18 protein-coding genes are annotated in these 20,247 nt (G+C 68.7%); 10 read left to right on the top strand and 8 right to left on the bottom strand.

From position 1 onward, the window contains the following. Positions 1-83 precede the first annotated feature (83 nt). Positions 84-437, bottom strand: coding sequence for a hypothetical protein (locus CA951_RS16450; RefSeq protein ID WP_087557833.1), 354 nt, complete (start codon positions 435-437; stop codon positions 84-86). Positions 438-585: 148 nt separating this feature from the next. Here CA951_RS16450 and CA951_RS16445 point away from each other — a divergent pair, with 148 nt between their 5' ends. From CA951_RS16445 to CA951_RS16435, 3 genes are all read left to right on the top strand, one after another. Continuing rightward, positions 586-876, top strand: a complete 291-nt coding sequence (locus CA951_RS16445) for a hypothetical protein (RefSeq protein ID WP_087557832.1) — start codon at positions 586-588, stop codon at positions 874-876. 153 nt (positions 877-1,029) lie between these two features. Further along, a complete protein-coding gene (locus CA951_RS16440; RefSeq protein ID WP_087557831.1) occupies positions 1,030-1,572 on the top strand; it encodes a hypothetical protein in 543 nt (180 codons plus the stop codon). 50 nt (positions 1,573-1,622) lie between these two features. Next, the gene (locus tag CA951_RS16435; RefSeq protein WP_087557830.1) at positions 1,623-2,672 is read left to right on the top strand and encodes an NADP-dependent oxidoreductase; all 1,050 of its coding nucleotides are present in this window, start codon (positions 1,623-1,625) and stop codon (positions 2,670-2,672) included. Here CA951_RS16435 and CA951_RS16430 read toward each other — a convergent pair. Then, a complete protein-coding gene (locus tag CA951_RS16430) occupies positions 2,654-4,303 on the bottom strand; it encodes a hypothetical protein (RefSeq protein ID WP_087557829.1) in 1,650 nt (549 codons plus the stop codon). The two genes, CA951_RS16435 and CA951_RS16430, sit on opposite strands and share 19 nt — an antisense overlap. Before the next feature lie 187 nt (positions 4,304-4,490). Between CA951_RS16430 and CA951_RS16425 the strand changes: the two genes are divergently transcribed. Next, on the top strand, positions 4,491-5,939 hold the full coding sequence (locus CA951_RS16425; RefSeq protein WP_087557828.1) for an NAD-dependent succinate-semialdehyde dehydrogenase: 1,449 nt from the start codon (positions 4,491-4,493) through the stop codon (positions 5,937-5,939). A gap of 5 nt (positions 5,940-5,944) precedes the next feature. Continuing rightward, positions 5,945-6,430 (top strand): nuclear transport factor 2 family protein, encoded by a 486-nt coding sequence (locus tag CA951_RS16420; protein WP_143543062.1) that lies wholly within the window; start codon positions 5,945-5,947, stop codon positions 6,428-6,430. Positions 6,431-6,492: 62 nt separating this feature from the next. On the opposite strand, the gene CA951_RS16415 is transcribed toward CA951_RS16420, so the two are convergent. The 4 genes from CA951_RS16415 to CA951_RS16400 all read right to left on the bottom strand — a co-directional run bounded on the left by CA951_RS16415 (position 6,493) and on the right by CA951_RS16400 (position 11,942). Continuing rightward, a complete protein-coding gene (locus CA951_RS16415) occupies positions 6,493-8,106 on the bottom strand; it encodes a GMC family oxidoreductase (RefSeq protein ID WP_179220214.1) in 1,614 nt (537 codons plus the stop codon). Between the two features lie 70 nt (positions 8,107-8,176). Then, positions 8,177-9,313, bottom strand: coding sequence for an acyl-CoA dehydrogenase family protein (locus CA951_RS16410; RefSeq protein WP_087557826.1), 1,137 nt, complete (start codon positions 9,311-9,313; stop codon positions 8,177-8,179). A 46-nt stretch (positions 9,314-9,359) separates the two neighbouring features. Further along, a complete protein-coding gene (locus tag CA951_RS16405; protein ID WP_087557825.1) occupies positions 9,360-10,556 on the bottom strand; it encodes an acyl-CoA dehydrogenase family protein in 1,197 nt (398 codons plus the stop codon). A gap of 114 nt (positions 10,557-10,670) precedes the next feature. Continuing rightward, the gene (locus CA951_RS16400) at positions 10,671-11,942 is read right to left on the bottom strand and encodes a cytochrome P450 (protein ID WP_179220213.1); all 1,272 of its coding nucleotides are present in this window, start codon (positions 11,940-11,942) and stop codon (positions 10,671-10,673) included. Between the two features lie 77 nt (positions 11,943-12,019). On the opposite strand from CA951_RS16400, the gene CA951_RS16395 reads away from it, so the two are divergent. From CA951_RS16395 to CA951_RS16380, 4 genes are all read left to right on the top strand, one after another. Continuing rightward, positions 12,020-13,411 carry an aldehyde dehydrogenase family protein gene (locus tag CA951_RS16395; protein ID WP_256973803.1) on the top strand — a complete coding sequence of 464 codons (1,392 nt, stop codon included), beginning with the start codon at positions 12,020-12,022 and terminating at the stop codon, positions 13,409-13,411. Continuing rightward, the gene (locus tag CA951_RS16390; RefSeq protein ID WP_256973801.1) at positions 13,395-14,429 is read left to right on the top strand and encodes a cyclase family protein; all 1,035 of its coding nucleotides are present in this window, start codon (positions 13,395-13,397) and stop codon (positions 14,427-14,429) included. The genes CA951_RS16395 and CA951_RS16390 overlap by 17 nt, the downstream gene beginning before the upstream one ends. A 74-nt stretch (positions 14,430-14,503) precedes the next feature. Beyond that, positions 14,504-15,433: an enoyl-CoA hydratase gene (locus CA951_RS16385; RefSeq protein ID WP_087557821.1), complete on the top strand. Its 930-nt coding sequence runs from the start codon at positions 14,504-14,506 to the stop codon at positions 15,431-15,433. Then, entirely contained in the window at positions 15,430-16,257 is an 828-nt protein-coding gene (locus CA951_RS16380) for an SDR family NAD(P)-dependent oxidoreductase (protein ID WP_218780496.1), read from the top strand. Before CA951_RS16385 ends, CA951_RS16380 begins: the two co-directional genes overlap by 4 nt. Positions 16,258-16,313: 56 nt before the next feature. Here CA951_RS16380 and CA951_RS16375 read toward each other — a convergent pair whose 3' ends face one another. Further along, positions 16,314-16,808 (bottom strand): HtaA domain-containing protein, encoded by a 495-nt coding sequence (locus tag CA951_RS16375; RefSeq protein ID WP_179220212.1) that lies wholly within the window; start codon positions 16,806-16,808, stop codon positions 16,314-16,316. After that, complete coding sequence (locus tag CA951_RS16370) at positions 16,801-18,528, bottom strand: class I adenylate-forming enzyme family protein (RefSeq protein WP_087557819.1); 1,728 nt, start codon at positions 18,526-18,528, stop codon at positions 16,801-16,803. The genes CA951_RS16375 and CA951_RS16370 overlap by 8 nt, the downstream gene beginning before the upstream one ends. Before the next feature lie 174 nt (positions 18,529-18,702). Between CA951_RS16370 and CA951_RS16365 the strand changes: the two genes are divergently transcribed. Continuing rightward, positions 18,703-20,220, top strand: coding sequence for a carboxylesterase/lipase family protein (locus tag CA951_RS16365; RefSeq protein WP_087557818.1), 1,518 nt, complete (start codon positions 18,703-18,705; stop codon positions 20,218-20,220). Positions 20,221-20,247: the final 27 nt, after the last annotated feature.

Below are 20,247 nucleotides of genomic sequence, written 5' to 3'. Positions count from 1 at the left end.
GCAGCACACAACAGCAGCAGAAGCCCCGCGTCTCGACAGACGCGGGGCTTCTGCTGCGTGTTGGTGGTGGCCGGTGCTTCCGGTCAGGCGCGGCGTGCGAGCGCGGGCACGGAGGTCGCGGCAGCTGCTTGCCAGGCTTCGGTCGCCTGAAGCAGCAGCGCCTCGCACGAGGCCGTGTCGACCTCGTGCGCCAGCAGGCCGGCGAGCGCCGTGAGTGAGCCGGCGGCCAGGCGACCGGTCTCGGGCGAGAGGGACAGACACGAAAGCCGGACCGGGCGTTGGAGCGCCGAGTCGGGAAGGTAAGCGCGAAGCCGCTGGGCCGCAGTGAGCACGAGCTCCTCCCACGCCAGATAGCCGAACGCGTCATGCGAGGCCGGCGGTTCGGGTAACAGGGCAGCGACCTGTCCGGCCATCAACATCATTCGCTCGTCGGCCATGGTGCGCCTTCTCTCGTCGTGTTGCAGCGACCCTGATGTAACCGCCGTCACGCACGCTATGTCGTCATTTTGCGTCCGTCAAGTGATGCCATTGACAACTTTTCGTTAATCGTGGAGACTGTGTCGACAGCATGAGAACGAGGAGCAGATGAGTACCGTGTCCACCCGAGCCGCACAGCGTACGAGCGACGGCTGCTTCTCCCGGTATCTGCGGACCGCAGCGCCGCTGGAGCGGATGGACCCCGCCTTCGCCCGGGCGGCCGAGGAACCGGTGGGCCATCCCCGCCGGGCCGGACTGCTCCTTGTTTCGGTACGCGCTGTGGATGTTCCGGCCGTCGACCAGGTCACCGCCGACGAGCCGAGAAAGCACTTGCGCGAAGCGCCGCAGATCGGCGTAGGTCCCGAGATGGTCCCGGAGGCGCCGGCCTACCACTGCTGATCACCGTCGTGCGGTCGGTCGGCGGCTGTTCGCACGCCCGCGGCTGTACTTATCCTTAAGTTGATGTGTTATTGTGCTGATGGCTGGATTCCAGAAGCGTCGCCCGACCGGCGGCACGGAGGCGGCCATGGGCGACGCATCATTGGAGGATCAATGTCACGAGACCGCACCGCGCGCACGCGCATACGGCAGTACCTCGCAACCTCGGGTCCGATCGTCGACCCGTCGGGCTATGCCACGAGCCTGCTGAAGGACGCTGTCGGTTACACGGGATCCGCTGTCGCCTTCATTCAGCTGATCGCCGCCATGGACCGCGACGGCGAGATCGAGCGGGAAATCAGCGGCAAGCGCACCTACAAGATCGAGGGGATCGGCGTCCCGGTGATGCCTTCGTCCGAAGCAAGGGCTTCGACGGGTCAGACCACGGTGATCACCGGTTCGGGCCTGCCCACGATCGAACTCGACTACAAGCGGCTCGCGCAGGCACTGGTCGCCGAGCTGCTGTCGGCCACCGCGGAGGCCCAGCGCGAAACCGCACCGGCGGCCAGCACCACGACCGACCAGATCGCGGCCGAGCGCGACCAGTACGCCCGACGTCTCGAGATCGCGCGCAATCAGATCGCCGAGTTGCTCTCCCAGCCGCTCAGCTCGGCGGCGCACGGGGACGACGCCGTGGCGGCCCGCTCCGCCGACTGAGTGCCCACCGCCTCGCGGTGAGGCTCCCGACAACCCACCGCGAGGTAACGATGACCCAGACCCGGATCGTGCTCGCAGCACGTCCCGACGGCGCACCCCGGCCGGACGACTTCGCGGTGACCTCGGGCCCGATCCCGGAGCCGGCGGAGGGCCAGCTGCTGCTGCGCACGCTGTATCTGTCGCTCGATCCCTACCTCCGCGGCCGGATGGGCTCCTCGGCATCGCATTCCTCCGCCAGTCCGCCGGTCGCCCTCGGCGCGGTGATGGAGGGTGGCACCGTCGGGGAAGTCGTCGTCAGTCGGGACCCGCGCTTCGTGCCGGGTGACGTCGTCGCCGCAGCCACCGGCTGGCAGCAGTACGCCGTTGCTCCGGCGACCGCCGTCCGGCGCCTGAACCCTGCTGATGCACCCGTCTCCACAGCGCTGGGTGTGCGGGGCATGCCCGGACTGACCGGGTACGCCGCCATCCGAGAGATCGGCAGGCCGCGTCCGGGGGAGACGGTCGTCGTCGCCGCCGCGACCGGGACCGTCGGATCGTTGGCCGGGCAGATGGCCCGCCTGGACGGCTCCCGCGTCGTCGGCATCGCCGGTGGCGAGCGCAAGGTCGGCTGGCTGCGTGCCGCAGGCTTCGACGTCGCCCTCGACCACCGCGATCCGAACTTCGAGAGCAGTCTCGCCGATGCCACGCCGGACGGTATCGATGTCTACGTCGAGAGCGTCGGCGGGCGGGTCCGGCAGGCGGTCTGGCCCCGCCTGAACCGGCACGCGAGGGTGCCGGTCTGTGGCGTCGCCTCGGCGTACAGCGCGGCGTCGACAGGTCTCGATACCGACGCCGACAGCCTGATGTCCGGGCTCGTGACACGGAGCATCACGTTGCGGGGGTTCGTGTTCAGCGACTTCGAGCACCTGCGGCCCACCTTCGAGCGCGAGGTCGCGGACTGGCTCCGCGCCGGCGACGTGGTCCATCACGAGGACGTGGTGGACGGGTTGGTCAACGCACCGTCGGCCTTCCTGGGGATGCTCGCAGGCGAGCACCTGGGCAAGCGCCTCGTGAGGGTGGGTCCCGAGCGGCAGTCCGAGGATCAGGCGAGCATCGCCTGAATCTCTGCCGTCGCGGCCTCGGTGGCTCTGGCTTCGTCGAAGGCGACACCGCCACCCTTGATGACACGGGACGCACTGCGGCGTAGGTCGTCGCGGTAGCGCGCGTCGATGACGTCGAACTCGAGGTTCTTCACATAGATCCGCAGCCGGTCGCGCAACGCGCCGTCGGTGTGCGCGGCGCTGACCACCTCGGGAAGCAGACTCGTCGAGACCAGCAGGGCGTGCGCGACCTTGCGGGCGCGCTCGTCGCGCAGACCGAGCAGGATCTCCTGCTCCGAGGAGCGGATGATGTGGTCCTTCCACCAGTCGAAATCCTGCTCGGAATCGATCGCGGCCAACTCGATGTTCTGCTGCTGCAAGGTGCGGGCGAGGCCGTCGACGGCATATCCGACGTAGCGCTCGCGCTCGCTCCCGTGGAGCGATTCGACGTACGCCCGAAGGTCACGCCGGGCATCCGTGGTCGAGAAGCAGTAGCGGCGAATGCCGTGCACGTGCGGGTCGAGCAGCCCGAACTCGTAATTCATCACGCGGAACGGGTTGAGCCCGCTCTCGAGTTCGGCCGGACGCCCCACCTGCGCGGAGGCGGGCGAGAAGCCCCAGGGGGTGGTGCGCCGTCCCGCGTCCGCCATCATGTCCCGGAAGATCGGGCCGCCATACAAGCGGTGGGGGAGCAACGGGCCCGGCCCACGCGAGTAGGCGATGCTCACTCCGGCCGCTTGGGCGTTGCGCAGGAATCGGTTGTTGTCCAGGTACGTCAATGAGGCGGTGAACCGTGTCAGCGGCGAGCGGCGCAGTTCGCCGAGGTGGAAGACGGCATCGAGCATCCGCTCGACCCAATCCTCTCCCCACACCTCCTGCGCCGCATCGGCGATGTCGCGACCGATCCCCGCGTCGGCGCCGGAGTAGAGCGCGCCGACGGTCGCACAGCCGAAGAGGGACAGCAGCGCGGTCGAGGGAGAGTCGAAGCCTGCCTTGCCGCCCGACGAGTGAATCAGCAGCCCCAGTGAGTCCGTGAACCGCCCGAACGGCGAGTCGGTGTCGACGGTGATCGCAGGTTCGAGCTGGGAGAGCAGACGGAGCCCCTCGGGCGTGAACTCACGCTGCTGGTCGCCCAGACCCATCGACGCCGTCACGAACTCGCCCAGAACCCGGGTCTTCTCGGGGGTGCGGCTCTCGTAGCTGTCGTCCTCGAGCGCGCGCAGGATCTCCGCTGCGACGGGGGCCGCCGTGCTCCGAGCGACCAGCCCGAGGAAGTCGACCAGCTCTCGGCGCCGTCTGTTCGAGAACGGTACGTCGCGGGTCCGGCGGTTGGCAGCGATCGCGATCTCGGCCAGCGACACCATCGGGCCGTAGCGGCCGCTGGTGCCCGAACCGGCATAGGAGCGCACCACGCCGTTACGCACCCACTGGTTGACCGCTTGGCGGCTGACCCCCACAGCACGCGATGCGTCCGCCTGGGTGACCAGGTCGATTGGTTTCTCCTCGTCGGCGACCGACTTGGTGCGCAGCCGCTCGGCCGCACGCTCGAGGGCACGGACGAGCTCGGCCACGGGCACGGCGCCGCTCTCGCCCAGGGTCAGGGCGAGTCGCTCGAGTGCGATCGAGATGGACTCGTCGCGTTGGCTCTGCATGATGGCCCTCATCCTATTCACGAGCGGATCGGCGTCCGAACAGAACCCAGCGTTCTGATCTTCTATTCGTCTTGTAGTAATCCTGTCATGGACGGCACCGTCCTACAGGCGCGGAGGCGCCTAGACAACCCGGTCGGTGGTGAGGTGACGCCTGGACTACTGCAATTATGTTGTGAATAATGCTTATATGACTTCAAGTAATGAAAATATCCACAATGGCTTGTTCATCGGAGGCGTCTGGCGGGCAGGTGGCGCGGGCGAGTTCGACGTCCTGAACCCGGCCGACGGCAGCGTGGTCGCCACGATCGCGGACGGCAACGAGGCCGACGGCACTTCCGCCGTCGATGCCGCAGCCGAAGCGCTTCCGGGCTGGGCCGCCACGGCCCCGCGCGAGCGCTCGGAACTGCTGCGCCGTACGTACGAACTCATGTTGCGCGACCGCGAGGAACTGGCTGCCCTGATCAGTGCGGAGAACGGCAAAGCACTCGCCGACGCCCGCGCCGAGGTGACGTATGCGGCGGAGTTCTTCCGCTGGTTCGCCGAGGAGGGCGTGCGCACCGCCGGCGACTACGGCGTCGCGCCGGCCGGTGGGACCCGCACTGTCGTCACGCACAAGCCCGTCGGCGTCGCTGCGCTGGTCACCCCCTGGAACTTCCCGGCAGCGATGGCCACCCGCAAGCTGGCACCGGCACTGGCGGCCGGCTGCACGACCGTACTGAAGCCGGCCTCGGAGACCCCGCTGACCACCCTCGCCGTCGTTCGGCTGATGGTCGAGGCCGGTCTCCCCGCCGGGGTCGTCAACGTCGTCCCGACCAAGCGGTCGGGCCCTCTCGTCTCGACGTGGCTCTCCGATCCACGCGTGCGCAAGATCTCCTTCACCGGTTCGACGGAAGTCGGTCGCACCCTGCTGCGCCACGCGTCCGACCGTGTGCTCAACGCCTCGATGGAGCTCGGCGGCAACGCCCCGTTCGTCGTTACCGACGATGCCGACCTCGAACTGGCCGTCGAGGCCGCGATGGTGGCGAAGTTCCGCGGTGCGGGACAGGCCTGCACCGCCGCGAACCGCTTCTACGTGCATGCCGCCGTCGCAGACGAATTCGCCGAGCGGTTCGGCAACGCCGTGGAGAAGCTCAGCGTCGGTCCCGCGGCGCAGGGCCACGACATCGGCCCGCTCATCTCTGCTCGTGCCGTCGAGGAGGTCGGCGGCCTGGTCGAGCGCGCGGTGGCAGGCGGTGCCCGCGTCAGCCACCGCGCCGCGACGCCGGACGACGCCGGTTTCTATTACGCACCAACGGTGCTGGTCGATGTGGCGCCCGATGCCGACGTGGTCACCCAGGAGATCTTCGGGCCGGTCGCCCCGATCGTGACGTGGACCGACGAGGAGCAGATGCTGCGCCTGGTCAACGACACCGAGATGGGACTGGCGGCGTACGTCGTCTCCGGCGAGTTGGGCCGTGCCCTGCGGATCTCCGAGCGGATCGATGCCGGAATGGTCGGCATCAACCGCGGACTCGTCTCCGATCCATCGGCGCCGTTCGGCGGGATGAAGCAGAGCGGCCTCGGCCGCGAGGGCGCCCGCGCCGGTCTCGAGGAGTTCCTCGAGACGCAGTACTTCAGCATCCAGTGGCCACACTGAGCCCAATGGTCACGCTGAGCCACGACGAGGAGACACTGAAGATGGCTGATCAACTACAGGACCGGCTCGATATCGAGAAGGCACTGCGCCACTACGCGATCGGACTCGACGAGCGCCGCTGGGAGGAGTGGGATCTGGCCTTCGCGGCCGACGCGACGATCGACTTCACGCCGATGGGGGGTAAGCGCGAGACTCCCGCGCAGATGCGCGAGCGTCTCGGCAAGCCCGACCCGGCATGGTTGTTCGCCCAGCATCCGCTGTACAACACGATCATCGAGCTCGCGGGCGACACCGCAAAAGCCTTCTCCCACTATCAGATGGAGACCGGGCGACGCGGGGAGAGCGAGGGCGAGATCGTGCGGGTGTCCGGCGGTGGCGCCTACGAGGACACGCTGGCGCGAACGGACGCAGGATGGCGGATCACCGAGCGTCGAGTCTTCATGAAGTGGAAGGAGACTCGACGGGTGAGGGACGAGGTCACGCGCGGATGAGGGATCGGCGCGCCCGTGTCAGCACGGGCGCGCCGATCATCGCGCCGTCGAGGACGCAGAGCTCACGCATCCTCCAGGATGAGCTTGGCCGCGTGCCAGGCCAGCGCCTGAGTGGGTGCGGAGGTGTTGCCCGAGGGCTGGCGGGGAAAGACGGAGGCGTCGACCACTCGCACACCCTCGACGCCCCGTACGCGCAGCCGGGCGTCGACGACATCGTCCGCGTTCGGCCCGATGGCACAACTGCCGAGCGGGTGGTAGCCCGAGGAGCCCGCGTTGAGTCCGAGCTGCTCGAAGTCGGTCTCGGTGCGGACGCCGTTACCGGGAACGCGCTCCTCGGTGACCAGGTCGGCGATGGGGCCGCTGGCGAACAGCTCACGCACACGCGGTCCGACCTTCGACAGGATCCGCCGGTCCTCCTCGGTGTCGAGGAAATTGGGCTGGATGGCCACCGGATCGCCCGGGTGCGGGCCGGTGATGTGGATGTTGCCCTGGCTGGTCGGGCGCAAGGGGTACGCCGCCAGCATCAGGCCGGGATCGTCGTCCACCGCGAGCTTGTCGTTGTGCATGGTGGGCGCCTTCATCGAGATCGGGTTGAAGAAGCCGATGGTGTCGGGCCTGTCCGAGGTGGGGTCCGCCTTGAAGTAGAGCAGACAGGTGGCCGACCCCTGCGAGATGATGCCGTCCCGGCGGACGAGGTACTTGGCTCCCTGGGTCATCTGCTTCACCGAGCTGTCGACCAGCGGGTTGAAACCGTTCTCTGCAGCAGTGCGCCCGTTCAGCTTGTACATGAACCGCAGTCCGCGGTGCTCGTTGAGCCGCTCGCCGAGGTTCGGGCTCTCCGCGACCTGTTTGACGCTCGCGGCAGCGAGCACGTCGCCGCGGCCGATGCCCGAGCGCTCCAGCAAGATGGGGGAGTCCAGTGAGCCGCCGCAGACCAGTACCTCGCGGCGGGCCTTGATCTCCACCTTCTCGCCCCGGTGCCGCGCGAGCACGCCGACGGCGCGGGTGCCGTCGAAGAGGATGCGGGCGACCTCGGTGCGGGTCATCAGGGTCACGTTCGGCCGGCGCAACGCGGGACGCAGGAATGCTGTTGCCGCCGTGACCCGTAGCCCGCGACGGGTGGAGAACTGGGTGTAGCCGGCGCGCTCCAGGTCGGAGCCGTTGATGTCCATGACCCGCGTCGCGCCGATGGCGGCGGACGAGGCCATGAACGCCTCCGACACCGGCTCGGCGGGGGCGGTGATCTCCACGCTCACCGGGCCGCTGCCGCCGTGGAGTTCGGAGGCCCCGAATTGAAAGGACTCGATCTCCCGGTAGGCGGCCAGGAAGGTGTCCCAGCCCCAGCCGGGATTACCGTCCTCGACCAAGCTGTCGAAGTCTCCCGCCCACCCGCGGTTCCACACCAGACCGTTGATCGTGGTGGAGCCGCCGAGCACCCGGCCGCGCCACCAGGCATCGATCGAGTCGTTGGGCCCGAACGGCCCGGCGTCGAACCTCTTGGCGTACTTGTCCGAGTGCATCGTGAAGAAGAAGCCCTTCGGGACCAGATGCATCGGGTTGCGGTCGCTGCCGCCGGCCTCGATGACCAGGATGCTCGCGTCGGAGCCGGCGGAGAGCCGGTCTGCCAGCACGGACCCACCCGCGCCTGACCCGATGATGACGTAGTCGTACTCCACGGTCTTCTCTTCTCCTCGCTGCGTGTACCGGCTCAGGGAGCCGGTACAGGTTGTGTTGGGCGACGGGACCTCAGGCCCGCACGAGCCCGTCGAGCACCTGTCCAGCGATCCGGTCGAAGTGCTGTTCGGCGGTGCCGAGGGTGAGCGAGTCGGTGGTAGCGCGCTTGAAGTAGAGCTGCGGGGTGCCTTCCCAGGTGAAGCCGAGCCCGCCGTGCATCTGGATCGCGCTGGTGCTGACCCACGCGTAGGACTCGCTTGCCACCGCCTTTGCCAGGCTCGCCGCGAGTTGCGGGTCGTCGGTGCCGTCCTGCAGCGCCCAGACACCGTGGTAGGCCGCGGACCGCGCCGTCTCCACCGCGATGAGCATGTTCGCGCACCGGTGCTTGACCGCCTGATACGCGCCCACGGCCTGACCGAACTGCTTGCGGTTGGCCACGTGCGCCACGGTGATGTCGAGCATCCGCTGGGCGCCACCGACCTGCTCGACGGCGAGCAGCACGCCGGCGACCAGAGCGGCGCGAGCACAAACACCGAGCGCTTCGGCGCCGGTGGCCAGAAGCCGTGCCGGAGTTCCGGCGAACGAGAGTGCGGCCTGACGACGGGTGAGGTCGAGGGTGGTCAGCGGCGTACGCGTCAGCCCTGCGGCATCGCCTGCGACCGCGAACAGTGCAGGTCCCTCGTCGGTGGTCGCCACGACCAGGAGCAGGTCGGCGGTGCCGGCGTCGGGGGCCTGCGTGACTTCACCACCGAGCCGCCAGGCGCCGTCCGTGGTCCTGGCCGTCACGGTGACGGCATCCGCGTCGAGCGTGCCGTCGGAGAGCGGCGCGACCAGCGTCGCGAGCTTCGCGCCGGAGCACAGCTCCGGCAGCAGCTCGCGCTTGGCGTCCTCGTCGGTCAGCGCGGCGAGGGCAGGCATCGCCAGAGCAACGGTGCCGAGGACAGGGCCGCACACCAGAGCCGCGCCCATTTCCTCGACAGCGACGGCCTGCGCCACCAGACCGGCGTCGTCGCCGCCGTACGCCTCGGGAACGGCGAGCCCGAGGACGCCGAGTTCGCTACCGAACCGTCGCCACAGCGCCCGGTCGTGGCCGGTGTCGCTCTCCATCGCCTCGCGTACGACGGCCTCGGGGGAGAACTCGCGGCAGAAGTCGCGCACCATGGTGCGCAGCTCCACCAGCTCGTCGCTGAACTCGAACTCCTGCGTCATCGGCCTGCCTGTCGTGTGGGGAAACTGGGGGTGGTCGGGGTCGCGCTCATCGGGGGATGTCCTTCCACGGGATGCCCTTGTCGGCGCGCAGCTCCTGCGGGAGCTTCAGGACGCGCTCGCCGATGACGTTGCGCATGATCTCCGAGGTGCCGCCCTCCAGCGTGGTGGCCCGGGAACGGAGGTACTTGCGCTGGATCGCTGTCGGCCCGCTTTCGTCGTCCGGCGCATCCAGGGAGTAGGTGTCGATCAGCGTCGCCCCGGGTCCGAGCAACTCCATGCAGAACTCGTAGACATGCTGGGTGAGTTCGGAATTGAGCAGCTTGATGATGGCGCTCTCGGGACCGATCACGCCCTTGGTGGCGGCCACGCGGGCCCGGTTGCCGGTCAGCCGCTGGCTCTCCGCGCGCACCCACAGCCGGACCAGGCGCTCACGCAGTACCGGGGTGTGCCGCTCGGGGTGGGCGGCCCACAGTGCGAGGGCGTCCGCGATGGCACCGCTGCCGCGGGCGGCGACGCGGTCACCCAAGGAGGTCCGTTCGTCGCCGAGGGTGCTGTTGGCCACGATCCAGCCCTCCCCGACCTCGCCGAAGCGCTGACTGTCGGGGATGAAGACGTCGTCGAGGAAGACCTCGTTGAACGCGGCCCGTCCGGTCAGCTGGCGCAGCGGCCTGACCTCGATGCCAGGGGTCTGCATGTCGACGATGAAGTAGGTGAGGCCCTTGTGCTTGGGCAGGTCGGGATCGGTCCGGGCCAGCAGGACCGCCCAGCGGGAGAGGTGAGCGAGGCTGTTCCACACCTTCTGGCCGTTGATCCGCCAGCCGTCTCCCTCGCGTACGGCGCGGGTCGCCAGGCCGGCGAGATCGGAGCCGGCGCCGGGCTCGCTGAACAGTTGGCACCACTTCTCCTCGCCGGTGGCCAGCGGGCGCAGAAGGCGAGCGGCCAGCTCGGCGTCGGCATAGCGCCGGATGGTGCCGGCGACGATGCCGTAGCCGATGGTGTTGACAGTGCGAGGCTCGGGACCGCCCGCCTCGCGGAGAATCCGGTTGGCGAGCGGTTGCAGTGAGCGCGGCGCGTCCAGCCCGCCGAGGCCGAGGGGAAAGTGCACCCAGGTGAGGCCGGCGTCGTACCACGCGCCCATCAGTTCGGGCAGTGGGGAGGTGGCCGGCGGATGCTCGGCCACCACTCGGCGGGCGGTCTCCTCGACCAGAGTCTCGCTGGCGGTCGCAGGGGGCGCGGTTGTCATGGTGGTCCTTCGCAGCCGGTGGCAGTGATGTCAACCAACCTACTCGGCTCAACATAGTTAGAGCAGGTTAGTTGAATCACTACAAACATAATTTGGATGGATGATAGCCGGACGTCAGATGAGTGCGGCGCTGCCCAGTCGGACGCCAGGAGTGAACGCCACCGGAATCGCCGTCGGGCCGATTACGGAGGGGGTCTCGGGCAACTCGTGCCAGACGGTGTCACCGGTCGCACGCAGGTCGGGCATGCGGGTCACCAACGCGGTGAACATTGCCACCAGTTCGGCCCGTGCGAGGTGCGTGCCGAGACAGAAGTGCCGGCCTGCGCCGAAGGCAAGGTGCGGATTGGGGGAGCGGCGGATGTCGAACGTGTCGGGATCGGAGAAGACGGCGGGATCACGGTTCGCGGCGCCGTAGTAGTTCGCCACCTTCTGGCCCTTTCGGATCGCGACGCCACCGATCTCGGTGTCGCGCATCACCGTGCGGCGTTGGAAGACGATCGGCGGGTCGAACCGCAGCATCTCCTCGACGGCCTGGGGGACGAGGCTCGGGTCCGCCACCAGGGCGCGGTACTGGTCCGGGTTCTCGAAGAGCCGGAGCATGCCGGTCGCGAGCACGTTGCGCGAGGTATCGCTGCCTGCGCTGACCAGTAGCTGGAAGTCGAGCTGGAACTGAAACTCGTCGAAGGGGATGCCGAGCACCTCCCCGTGCGCGATCCGGGTCAGCATGTCGTCACGGGGGCTCTCGAGCCGCTCCTTGCGGGCCGCGTCGGCCCACTGGTACATGATCGTCGCCGCCTCGAGGCCGCGGCCCTTCGAGGTGTCGGCGCCGCTGGCGAGCGTGGCCGCAGCGTCGAACATCACCAGCGACTGTTCGCGCGGCAGCCCGATGAGGTCGGCCATGACGAAACTGGCCATCCGGCCTGCAATGTCCTCGACGAAGTCGCACTCGCCCTTTTCGATGACCCGGTCGATGATGTCGTGGACCAGCTCCTGAAGGCGGTCCTCGCCCGTGCGAACCGCGAGTACGCCCAGTTCCGGACTGAGGAACTTGCGGTGCTCGGTGTGGTGCGGAGGATCGGAGAAGATCAGGTGCTGATGGGTCTCGTCGCCGGCGCGTGCGTCGTCGTTGATCAGCGTTGTCGGTGCGTTCGCGAACGTCGCGGAGTCGGTCTCGACCGCCTTGATGTCGGCGTAGCGCGTCAGGGCGAAGTAGCCCGGTCCGCCGTAGGGCTCCTCGTGCCAGTGCACGGGGTCGGTCTCGCGCAGATGGCGATACAGCTCATAGGGCTGTCCGTTCACGTAGTGGGCCGGGTCGAGCAGGTTGATGTCCATGCGCACCTCCAGAAGGAGAGAGATCCCGGGCGCCGCCGGGCTGACAAGTTTCAATGAGGGAGCATACCTTTTTAAGTCGTGTTGTACTAGTGTTAAAGGCTAATTACGAACCCGCCAACAGGAGGACCACTGTGACTGCCACGATGCCCGCCCAGCGCACATACCGAACGCTCAACCCCGCCACGGGTGAGCTGCTGCGAGAGTTCGCCTTCGTCGACGACGCGGATCTGGAGGCAAAGCTGGCGACCGCGCACGCGGCCCACCTCGCCTGGCGCGAGGTCCCGATCTCGGAAAAGGTCGCCCTCTTCCTCGCGGTCGCGGACCTGATCGAAGCAAGGCTCCCCGAACTCGCCCACCAGGCGACCCTGGAGATGGGCAAGGTGCTGCCACATTCGATGGCCGAGGGCGCTGGTGCCGTGGACATGTTCCGGTACTACGCCAAGCACGGCGAGGAGCTGCTCGCCGACGAGCTGATCGAGGTTCCCGGCTTCGCCAAGGTGATCCTGCGGCGGGAGGCAGTCGGTGTCGTTCTCGGCATCGAGCCGTGGAACGCCCCGCTCTACCAGGCGATGCGTGCGACCGCACCGAACCTGATGCTCGGCAACACCGTGATGGTGAAGCCGGCCGAGATCTGCGCCGGCTCGACGCTGATGTACGACGAGATCTTCCGCGAGGCCGGGTTCCCCGAGGGTTGTTACCAGACCATCCTCGCCACCCCCGACCAGTGCTCGACCCTGATCGCCGACGACCGCATCCGCGCTGTGACCCTCACCGGCTCCGACCGCGCGGGGTCGGCCGTGGGCGCCCAGGCGAGCAAGCACATCAAGCCGGTCGTCCTCGAGCTCGGTGGGTCCGACGCGTTCATCGTGCTGGACTCGGCCGACGTCGACCTCGCTGCCGGCACCGCGGCGGCCTGCCGCCTCGTTCTCGGGGGCCAGGCCTGCGCGCTGCCGAAGCGTGTCATCGTGACCGACGGCATCGCCGACGAGTTCACCGAGAAGTATGTCGCTGCGTTCGCCGGGCAGGTTCTCGGCGACCCGTTCGACGAGAAGTCGACCGTGGGCCCCATGTCGAGCCAGGCTGCGGCCGACCTGCTGCAGGAACAGATGGAGGACGCGATCGCGAAGGGTGCGACGGTGCTGCTCGCGGGCGGCAAGGTCGACGGCCCCGGGTCGTACTTCAGGCCTGCCGTCATCGCAGGTGTCACGCCGGAGATGCGGGTCTACAAGGAGGAGCCTTTCGGCCCGCTCGGGATGATCTTCCGGGTCGCCGACGCGGAGGCAGCCGTGACGCTCGCCAACGACAACCCGTACGGTCTCGGCGGCGCCGTCTTCGGCGCCGAGGAGGAGGCCATGCGGATCGCCGCACGCCTCGACACCGGTGGTGTCGGCATCAACGCCTTCCTGGGTTCGCCGACCGAGGTGCCCTTCGGTGGCACCAAGCGCTCCGGTGTCGGCCGTGAACTGGGGCGCAGCGGCATGGACCAGTTCGCCAACATGAAGACGTATGGCATCGGCGGCTGACCCGGACCCGACGCAGAGAATGGAGAAGACGATCAGCACTCGCCCGACTGTCTCGCCCCGGCGCAGCTACAGCAAGGCCCAACTCGACGAGATCGCCCAGCGCTACCGCACCTGGGGGCGCTGGGGGAGTGACGACGAGGCCGGCTCGCTCAACTACATCACGCGCGAGCGGAGAGCCGCTGCCGGTGCGCTGATCCGCACCGGGAAGTCGTTCTCCCTGGCCATCCCGCTCGACCGGAACGGGCCGATGCCGGCGCGGTCGGCACGGGTCAACCCGCAGCACGTGATGTACAAGCACGGTGGCGACCTGCTGGCCGACTGGGACAACGCGCAGCACGGGATGCAGTCGACCGACGACGGCATCTACATGCCGCTGCAGTGCGCCACCCAGTGGGACGCTTTCTGCCATGTGTTCTACGACGGGGTCACCTACAACGGTCACGGTCCGCAGACGGTGACGAGCCAGGGGGCCGTCCACAACAGCATCGCCCAGGTGAGCGACCGGGTGGTGGGCCGCGGTGTGCTGCTCGACTTTCCGCGTTTCTTCGGCGTCGACTGGCTCGAGCCCGAGGCGGCGATCCAGGACGTCGACGTGGAGGCCTGCGCCGAGGCGCAGGGCGTCGAGATCGGCGAGGGCGACATCGTGCTGATCCGCACCGGGCACATGCGACGCCGGCGCGAGGAAGGCGAGGAGCACTGGGGCGATTACGCCGCCGGTCCCGCGCCGGGGCTGGGCGTGAGCGCGGCCGACTACCTGCTCCCGCGCAAGATCGCGGCGGTCGCCTCCGACACCTGGGGACTCGAGTCGGTCCCCAGCGAGTCGTTGCCGGAGGCGAAGTTCGCGCTGCACGTGATCTTCCTGGTCAACGCCGGTGTCCTGATCGGTGAGATGTGGGACCTCGATCAGCTCGCCGCCGACTGCGCCGCAGACGGCATCTACGAGTTCTTCCTCAGTGCCCAGCCACTGACGGTGACGGGAGCCGTCGGCTCGCCGTTGAACCCGATCGCGGTCAAGTAGGACCGCAATTATGTTGTTTCTATGTTTCGATCGAAGAATGGGGCGACACGGTCGTCGCGCCGGAGAGGACGCTCATGTCGGAGTACAAGTTCATCACCTATGAGGAGCTGGACGGAGGCGTCATCGCGCGGATCACCCTGAACCGTCCCCGCTACCGCAACGCCCAGAACCGCAGCCTGCTCGTCGAGCTCGACGAGGCGATGCTCCGCGCCGAGGCCGACGACACCGTGCGTGTGGTGATCCTGGCCGGCAACGGTATGACGTTCTCTTCCGGGCACGACATGGGCACGCCCGACAGGGCCCTGGAGCGCGAGGCCGGTCCGGATCAGCACCCGACGTTCCAGAGCCACGGAGCGACCAAGGTCAGTGCTGAGAAGCGGATGACCCAGGAGTGGCACTTCTACTACCAGAACTCGCTGCGATGGCGGAACCTGCGCAAGATCACCGTCTGCTCGGTGCAGGGACCGGTGCATGCGGCGGGACTCACTTTCGCCTGGTCGTGCGACCTAATCGTCGGCGCCGAGGGCACGACGTTCGCAGACCCGGTGGGCACCCGGCTCGGTATGTGCGGCGTCGAGTACTTCGCCCACCCCTGGGAGTTCGGCCTGCGCCGAACGAAGGAGCTGATGCTCACCGGCGGCGAGGTCACGGTCGAGGAGGCCCACCGCATCGGCATGGTCCAACAGATCTTCCCGGCCGACGAGCTGGTGGAGCGCACGCTCGACTACGCCCGCGAGATCGCGAAGCGGCCGACCATGACCTCCTTGATGATCAAGGAAGCGGTCAACCAGACCCAGGACAACATGGGTTTCCACAACGCACTGCAGGCCTGCTTCAGCCTGCACCAGATCAACCACGCCCACTGGGCGGAGATCCACGGCGGCCGGGTCGCCCACGCGACCGTCGAGGACGGCGCTGTCCAGTGGCGCAAGCGGGAATCCTCGGCGGATCCCGATCAGGACCCGGAACAGACCATCGCGCACACCACGGTGGCCGCGAAGTGACCGAGTGGGTGGACCGCGACGCGGACTGGAGCCCGGACTACGCGTCGATGCTGCGCCTGGACGGTGAGGTCCACGTGGTCCTCGGCGGCGGGTTCGGCATCGGCCTGCAGGCATGCCGGGCCCTGGCGGCCAACGGCGCGACGGTCGTCTGCGTGGATCGCGAAAAGGAACGCGCCGCCGCTGTCGCCGAGGAGGTCGGCGGCCTTGCCTGGACGGGAGACATCACCGACCGCGAAGCGATGGCCTCGCTCTTCGACTTCGTCGAGGAGCAGTGCGGCCGGCTGGACGGCGTGGTCGACATCGTCGGACTGGCGATGTACAAGTCGCTGGTCGACCTGACCGACGACGACTGGACGTTCCACGTCGACATCGTGCTCAAGCACGCGTACCTCGCGCTCACGTACGCCGGCCGGTTCTGGGAGCGGACCGGCACCGGCGGCTCGATCTCCTTCGTCGCTTCGGTCGCCGGGATGACCAGCGCTCCGAAGACCAGTGCGTACGGCGCGATGAAGGCGGCACTGATGTCGCTGGTACGCACGTCCGCGGTCGAACTCGGTCCGCTGGGCGTCCGGGTCAATGCCGCCGCCCCGGGCCTGGTGCGCACGCCGCGGCAACAGACCAACCCGCGCTGGACCCACGACCTCGTGGTCGCCAACGTGGACAAGACACCGCTGCGCAAGGTCGCCTATCCCTCGGACATCGCCGCCGTGCTGCTGTTCCTGAGCTCGCCGCTGGCCGGCCACGTCACCGGTCAGACGATCACCGTCGACGGCGGCAACAGCATCGTCTTCAACGTCGACACTCCCGAACCCGAGCAGGTCTGAGCGGGACTTTCGCCCCCGGCGCCCTGGATCCCCGCCTCGACGAGGATCCAGGGCGCTCAACTAACGAAGTGGGCCGCGGTGGCGGTGGTGACGATCTCGAGCGGGTCGAACGGAGCACCGGCGGGGTAGACGTGGTTGAACAGCGCCACGCCGTCCGCGGTGAGCGCGGCGTCCGAGCCGGACCAGCCGGCCTCGGTCCGGGTCATGGTCACGGTGACGAGCGGCAGGCGCGGCCCGGTCCCGTCCTCGGAGGTCGGGTCCTCGACGCTGAGCACCGCCGTGCCGCCGTCGATGCCCAGCTCGATCCGCGGCCCGGCCAGGCGGACGAAGAGCAGCCCGCCATGACCCGACAGCCGCAGGTCGCCGCGGAAGGCCAACGTCGAGGCGGTGGTCGCGTCCGGGTCCGCCGGATAGACGACGAGCTGCGGGTCGTCACGGGTCATCCGCGCGCCGTCGGACACCGACGCCCGTGCGTCCGGCAGCGCCGCCACATAGCGCAGAAAGCTGGCCCGGATGCTCCAGCGCAGCTCCGCGCCCGGGATCTCACGCATCGACGGGATTGAGCAGGTCGGCGACGTCGAGCGTGGTGGCGATGTCGCGTTTGACGATCTTGCCGCTCGGAGTGCGGGGAAGCTCGGCATCGACGATCGCGATCCGTGCCGGCACCTTGAAGGCGGCCAGCCGCTCGGCGGCGAAGGTGCGCAGCTCCTCCGGTTCGAGGCGGCTGCCGGGCCGGACACGTGCGACCGCGACGAGCTCCTCGCCGAGCGCGGCGTGCGGCGCGCCGAATGCGGCTGCCTCGAGTAGGTCGGGATGTGCGTTGAGCACGGCCTCGACCTCGGCGCAGTAGATGTTCTCGCCCCCGCGGATGACCACGTCCTTGAGGCGACCGGTGATGTAGACCAGGCCCTCCTCGTCGATCCGGCCGAGGTCGCCGGTGTGGAACCATCCGTTGCGGAAGTCCTCGGCGTCCGGCAGGTCGAAGTAGCCGCTGACGACCTGAGGCCCGCAGATCGCGATCTCACCCACCTCGCCGGTCGGGAGAGCGCGACCGTCCTCGTCCAGGATGGCTACCTGCACGGTGGGGAGCGTGCGCCCGACGCTGTCGGGATGACGGGCGAAGTCGCCGGCCGGAATGGACAGGACACCCGAGGTGGTCTCGGTCAGGCCGTACCCGGTGCGGGGCGTGATCTGGTCGCCGAAGCGCTCCCGTATGGCGTCGACGACCTGGAGGGAAGCTGCCGAGCCACCCATCCCGATGATGCGCAGGCTGCTCAGGTCGCGCTCGGTGGTTGCGACGGCGTCGAGGAAGGTCTGGATGACGAACGGCGGTCCTGCGATCTCGTTGGCCGCCTCGCGCTCGACCAGCTCGACCGCCAGTTCGGCGTTCCACTTGTACATCAGCACCAGGGTGTGGCCCGAGTACGCCGCCGTGTAGAGCGTGTTCATCCCGGCGATGTGGAACATCGGGAACGTCATCAGCTTCGTCGACGGTGCCGGCGGCAGGACCTGAAGCGGCTCGGTGGCGGTCGCAGGCACGACCCGCACGGCGCGGATGAGCTTGTTGAGCAGGGAAGCCGAGTGGTTGCGGTGGCGGTGCAGCGCGCCCTTCGGTTTTCCGGTGGTGCCGGAGGTGTAGAGGATCGTGGCGGGGTCCTCCGGGAGGACCTCCTCGGCCGGCGGCTCGGTCGGGTGACCGGCGCGCCGCACGAGGTCGGCGTAGGAAATTACCGCGTTGCGTCCGTGCTCGGTGACGGTGGCGTCCTCGGTTCGGACCCCGATCACGGCGCGTACCCCGCCTGCGGCCAGGTCCTCCTCGGCCAGCAGCGCGACGCGCTCGCGGTCGGCCACCAGTACCACCGGTCGCGACTCGGCGACCAGGTCGGCGAGTTCGCGGGTGCGGAGCCAGCCGTTGTACGGCACCAGCACGGCACCGAGCAGCTGGGTGGCCCAGAAGGTGAAGATGAACTCCGGGTAGTTGCGCATGGCCAGGCCGACCCGGTCGCCCTTGCGCACGCCGAGCTCGTCACGCAGGGCGTGGGCGAGCGCCACGACCTCCTGCCACTGGTCCTCGTAGGTCCAGCGCTCCTCTCCGTACACGACCGCGGTCCGGTTCCGGTGCTCTCGGGTGGCGAGGAAGGCGTCGCGCATCGTGCGCGGATCGCGGTCGAACATCTCCAGGCGCACGCCGTCGACGGCGATCTCCGTCAAGGGGAACGCCCCGTCGGGTGCGGTGAGGAGCCGGAGTCGAGTCGTCTCGTCCAGGGTCATGGTGGCGCTACCTTTCGCGAATGCCTATCGAGCGCCCGCCGCGGACAGGTCTGGGTCCGGCGGAGGCCGGTCGCGTCTCAGCGCGACTTCTGCAATAGTTGTACATAATAGCAAAATAAGTACAAGCGCGATGCGCAGCAAGACCGCGGCACGAGCACGACAGGGAGGCGACCGATGTCAGAGGTGGAGACGGCAGTGGTGGACGAAGCGGCCGAGACGAGGGTGGTGAGCATCGCGCAGGGCGCCTTCCGTGGCGCGCGCACCGGCAGCGGCTGGGCCTTCAAGGGGGTCCCGTACGCTGCACCGCCGGTCGGCGAGGCCCGCTTCGATGCCCCGCGCCCTCCCGTGCCGCACCACGGAATCGCGGACGCCACCGACTGGGGGCCGACCGTCTCCACCCCGCCGCAGCGGTCCGCGGTGATCGACGCCCTGCTACCGGACCCGCACCGGCAGGGCGAGAACGGCCTGAACCTCAACCTCTGGTCGCCGGATCTGGAGGGCACCGCACCGGTGCTGGTCTTCATCCACGGCGGCGGATTCGCTACCGGCGCCGGTTCCACCACGGCCTTCGACGGTACGGCGTTCGCACGCGACGGCGTACTCGCCGTGACGATCAACTACCGGCTGGCAGTGGAGGGCTTCGCGCTGCTTCCCGATGCCGCTACCAACCGCGGACTGCGCGACCAGGTCGCGGCGCTGGAGTGGATCCGCGACAACATCGCAGCGTTCGGTGGGGACCCCGGACGGGTGACCATCGCGGGCGAATCCGCAGGCGCGATGGCGGTGTGCACTTTGCTCGCTGTCCCCAGTGCGCGTGGCCTCTTCCATCGGGCCATCTCGCAGAGCGGGACCGGGCATCACGTGCACTCGCGGGCACAGGCCGAGACCGTCGCCTCCGAGCTGGGCATCGAGCTCGGTGTCGAGGCGAATGCCCCTGCGCTGACGAAGGTCCCGATCGAGGAGCTGCACACCGCCACCAACGCGGTGATCACCCGGCTGACCTCCGGCCAGGACCCGCGCTTCGCCGAGTTCCGCCGGCTGGTGTTCCAGCCCGTGGTCGACGGCGACTTCCTGCCCGAGCACCCGGTAGACGCGATCGCGGCCGGCGCCGCCGCGGACGTCGACCTGCTGATCGGGGTGAACGCCGAGGAGTACGGGCTCTTCGTTGCACCCACCGGCCTGGCCGACGCGATGACCGCCCAGGTCCTCACCGCCACTACGGCGAGGCTGTGCGAGGACCCGGGTGCAATGCTCGCGACGTACCGCGAGCAGCTGCCCGAGGCGTCGCCGGCCGAGCTGTTCGTGGCGGTGCAATCGGACTGGTTCTGCATCGCCCCCACCGACCGGCTCCTCGAAGCGCGGCAGGCGGCCGGGAAAGCGTCGTACGCCTACCAATTCGCTTGGCGGCCGACGACGTTCGAGGGCCGGCTGGGCGCCTGCCACACACTCGAGGTCCCCTTCGTCTTCGACACCCTGGACGATCCCTGGGGGATCGAGCTGCGCGGTGCCGACGCGCCGCGGGAGCTGGCCGCCCGGATGCACGGCGCCTGGGTCGCGTTCGTCGCCACCGGAGAGCCCGGCTGGCCGGCATATGGCGAGGACAGGACGTTCTGCCGCCTCGACCTCACCGACTCGCTGGTGCAGGACCCGTTGGCGTTCAGCAGACGGGCCTGGCAGGGTATCGCGTTCTGAGATCCTTCTCTTGAACAAATGATGACG

Origin of the sequence: Rhodococcus sp. NCIMB 12038 (genome assembly GCF_002165735.1) — a bacterium.
Classification (GTDB): Bacteria; Actinomycetota; Actinomycetes; order Mycobacteriales; family Mycobacteriaceae; genus Rhodococcus_F.
Note: the sequence above shows the minus strand (reverse complement) of the source record. Positions and strands in the feature narration are given on the sequence as shown.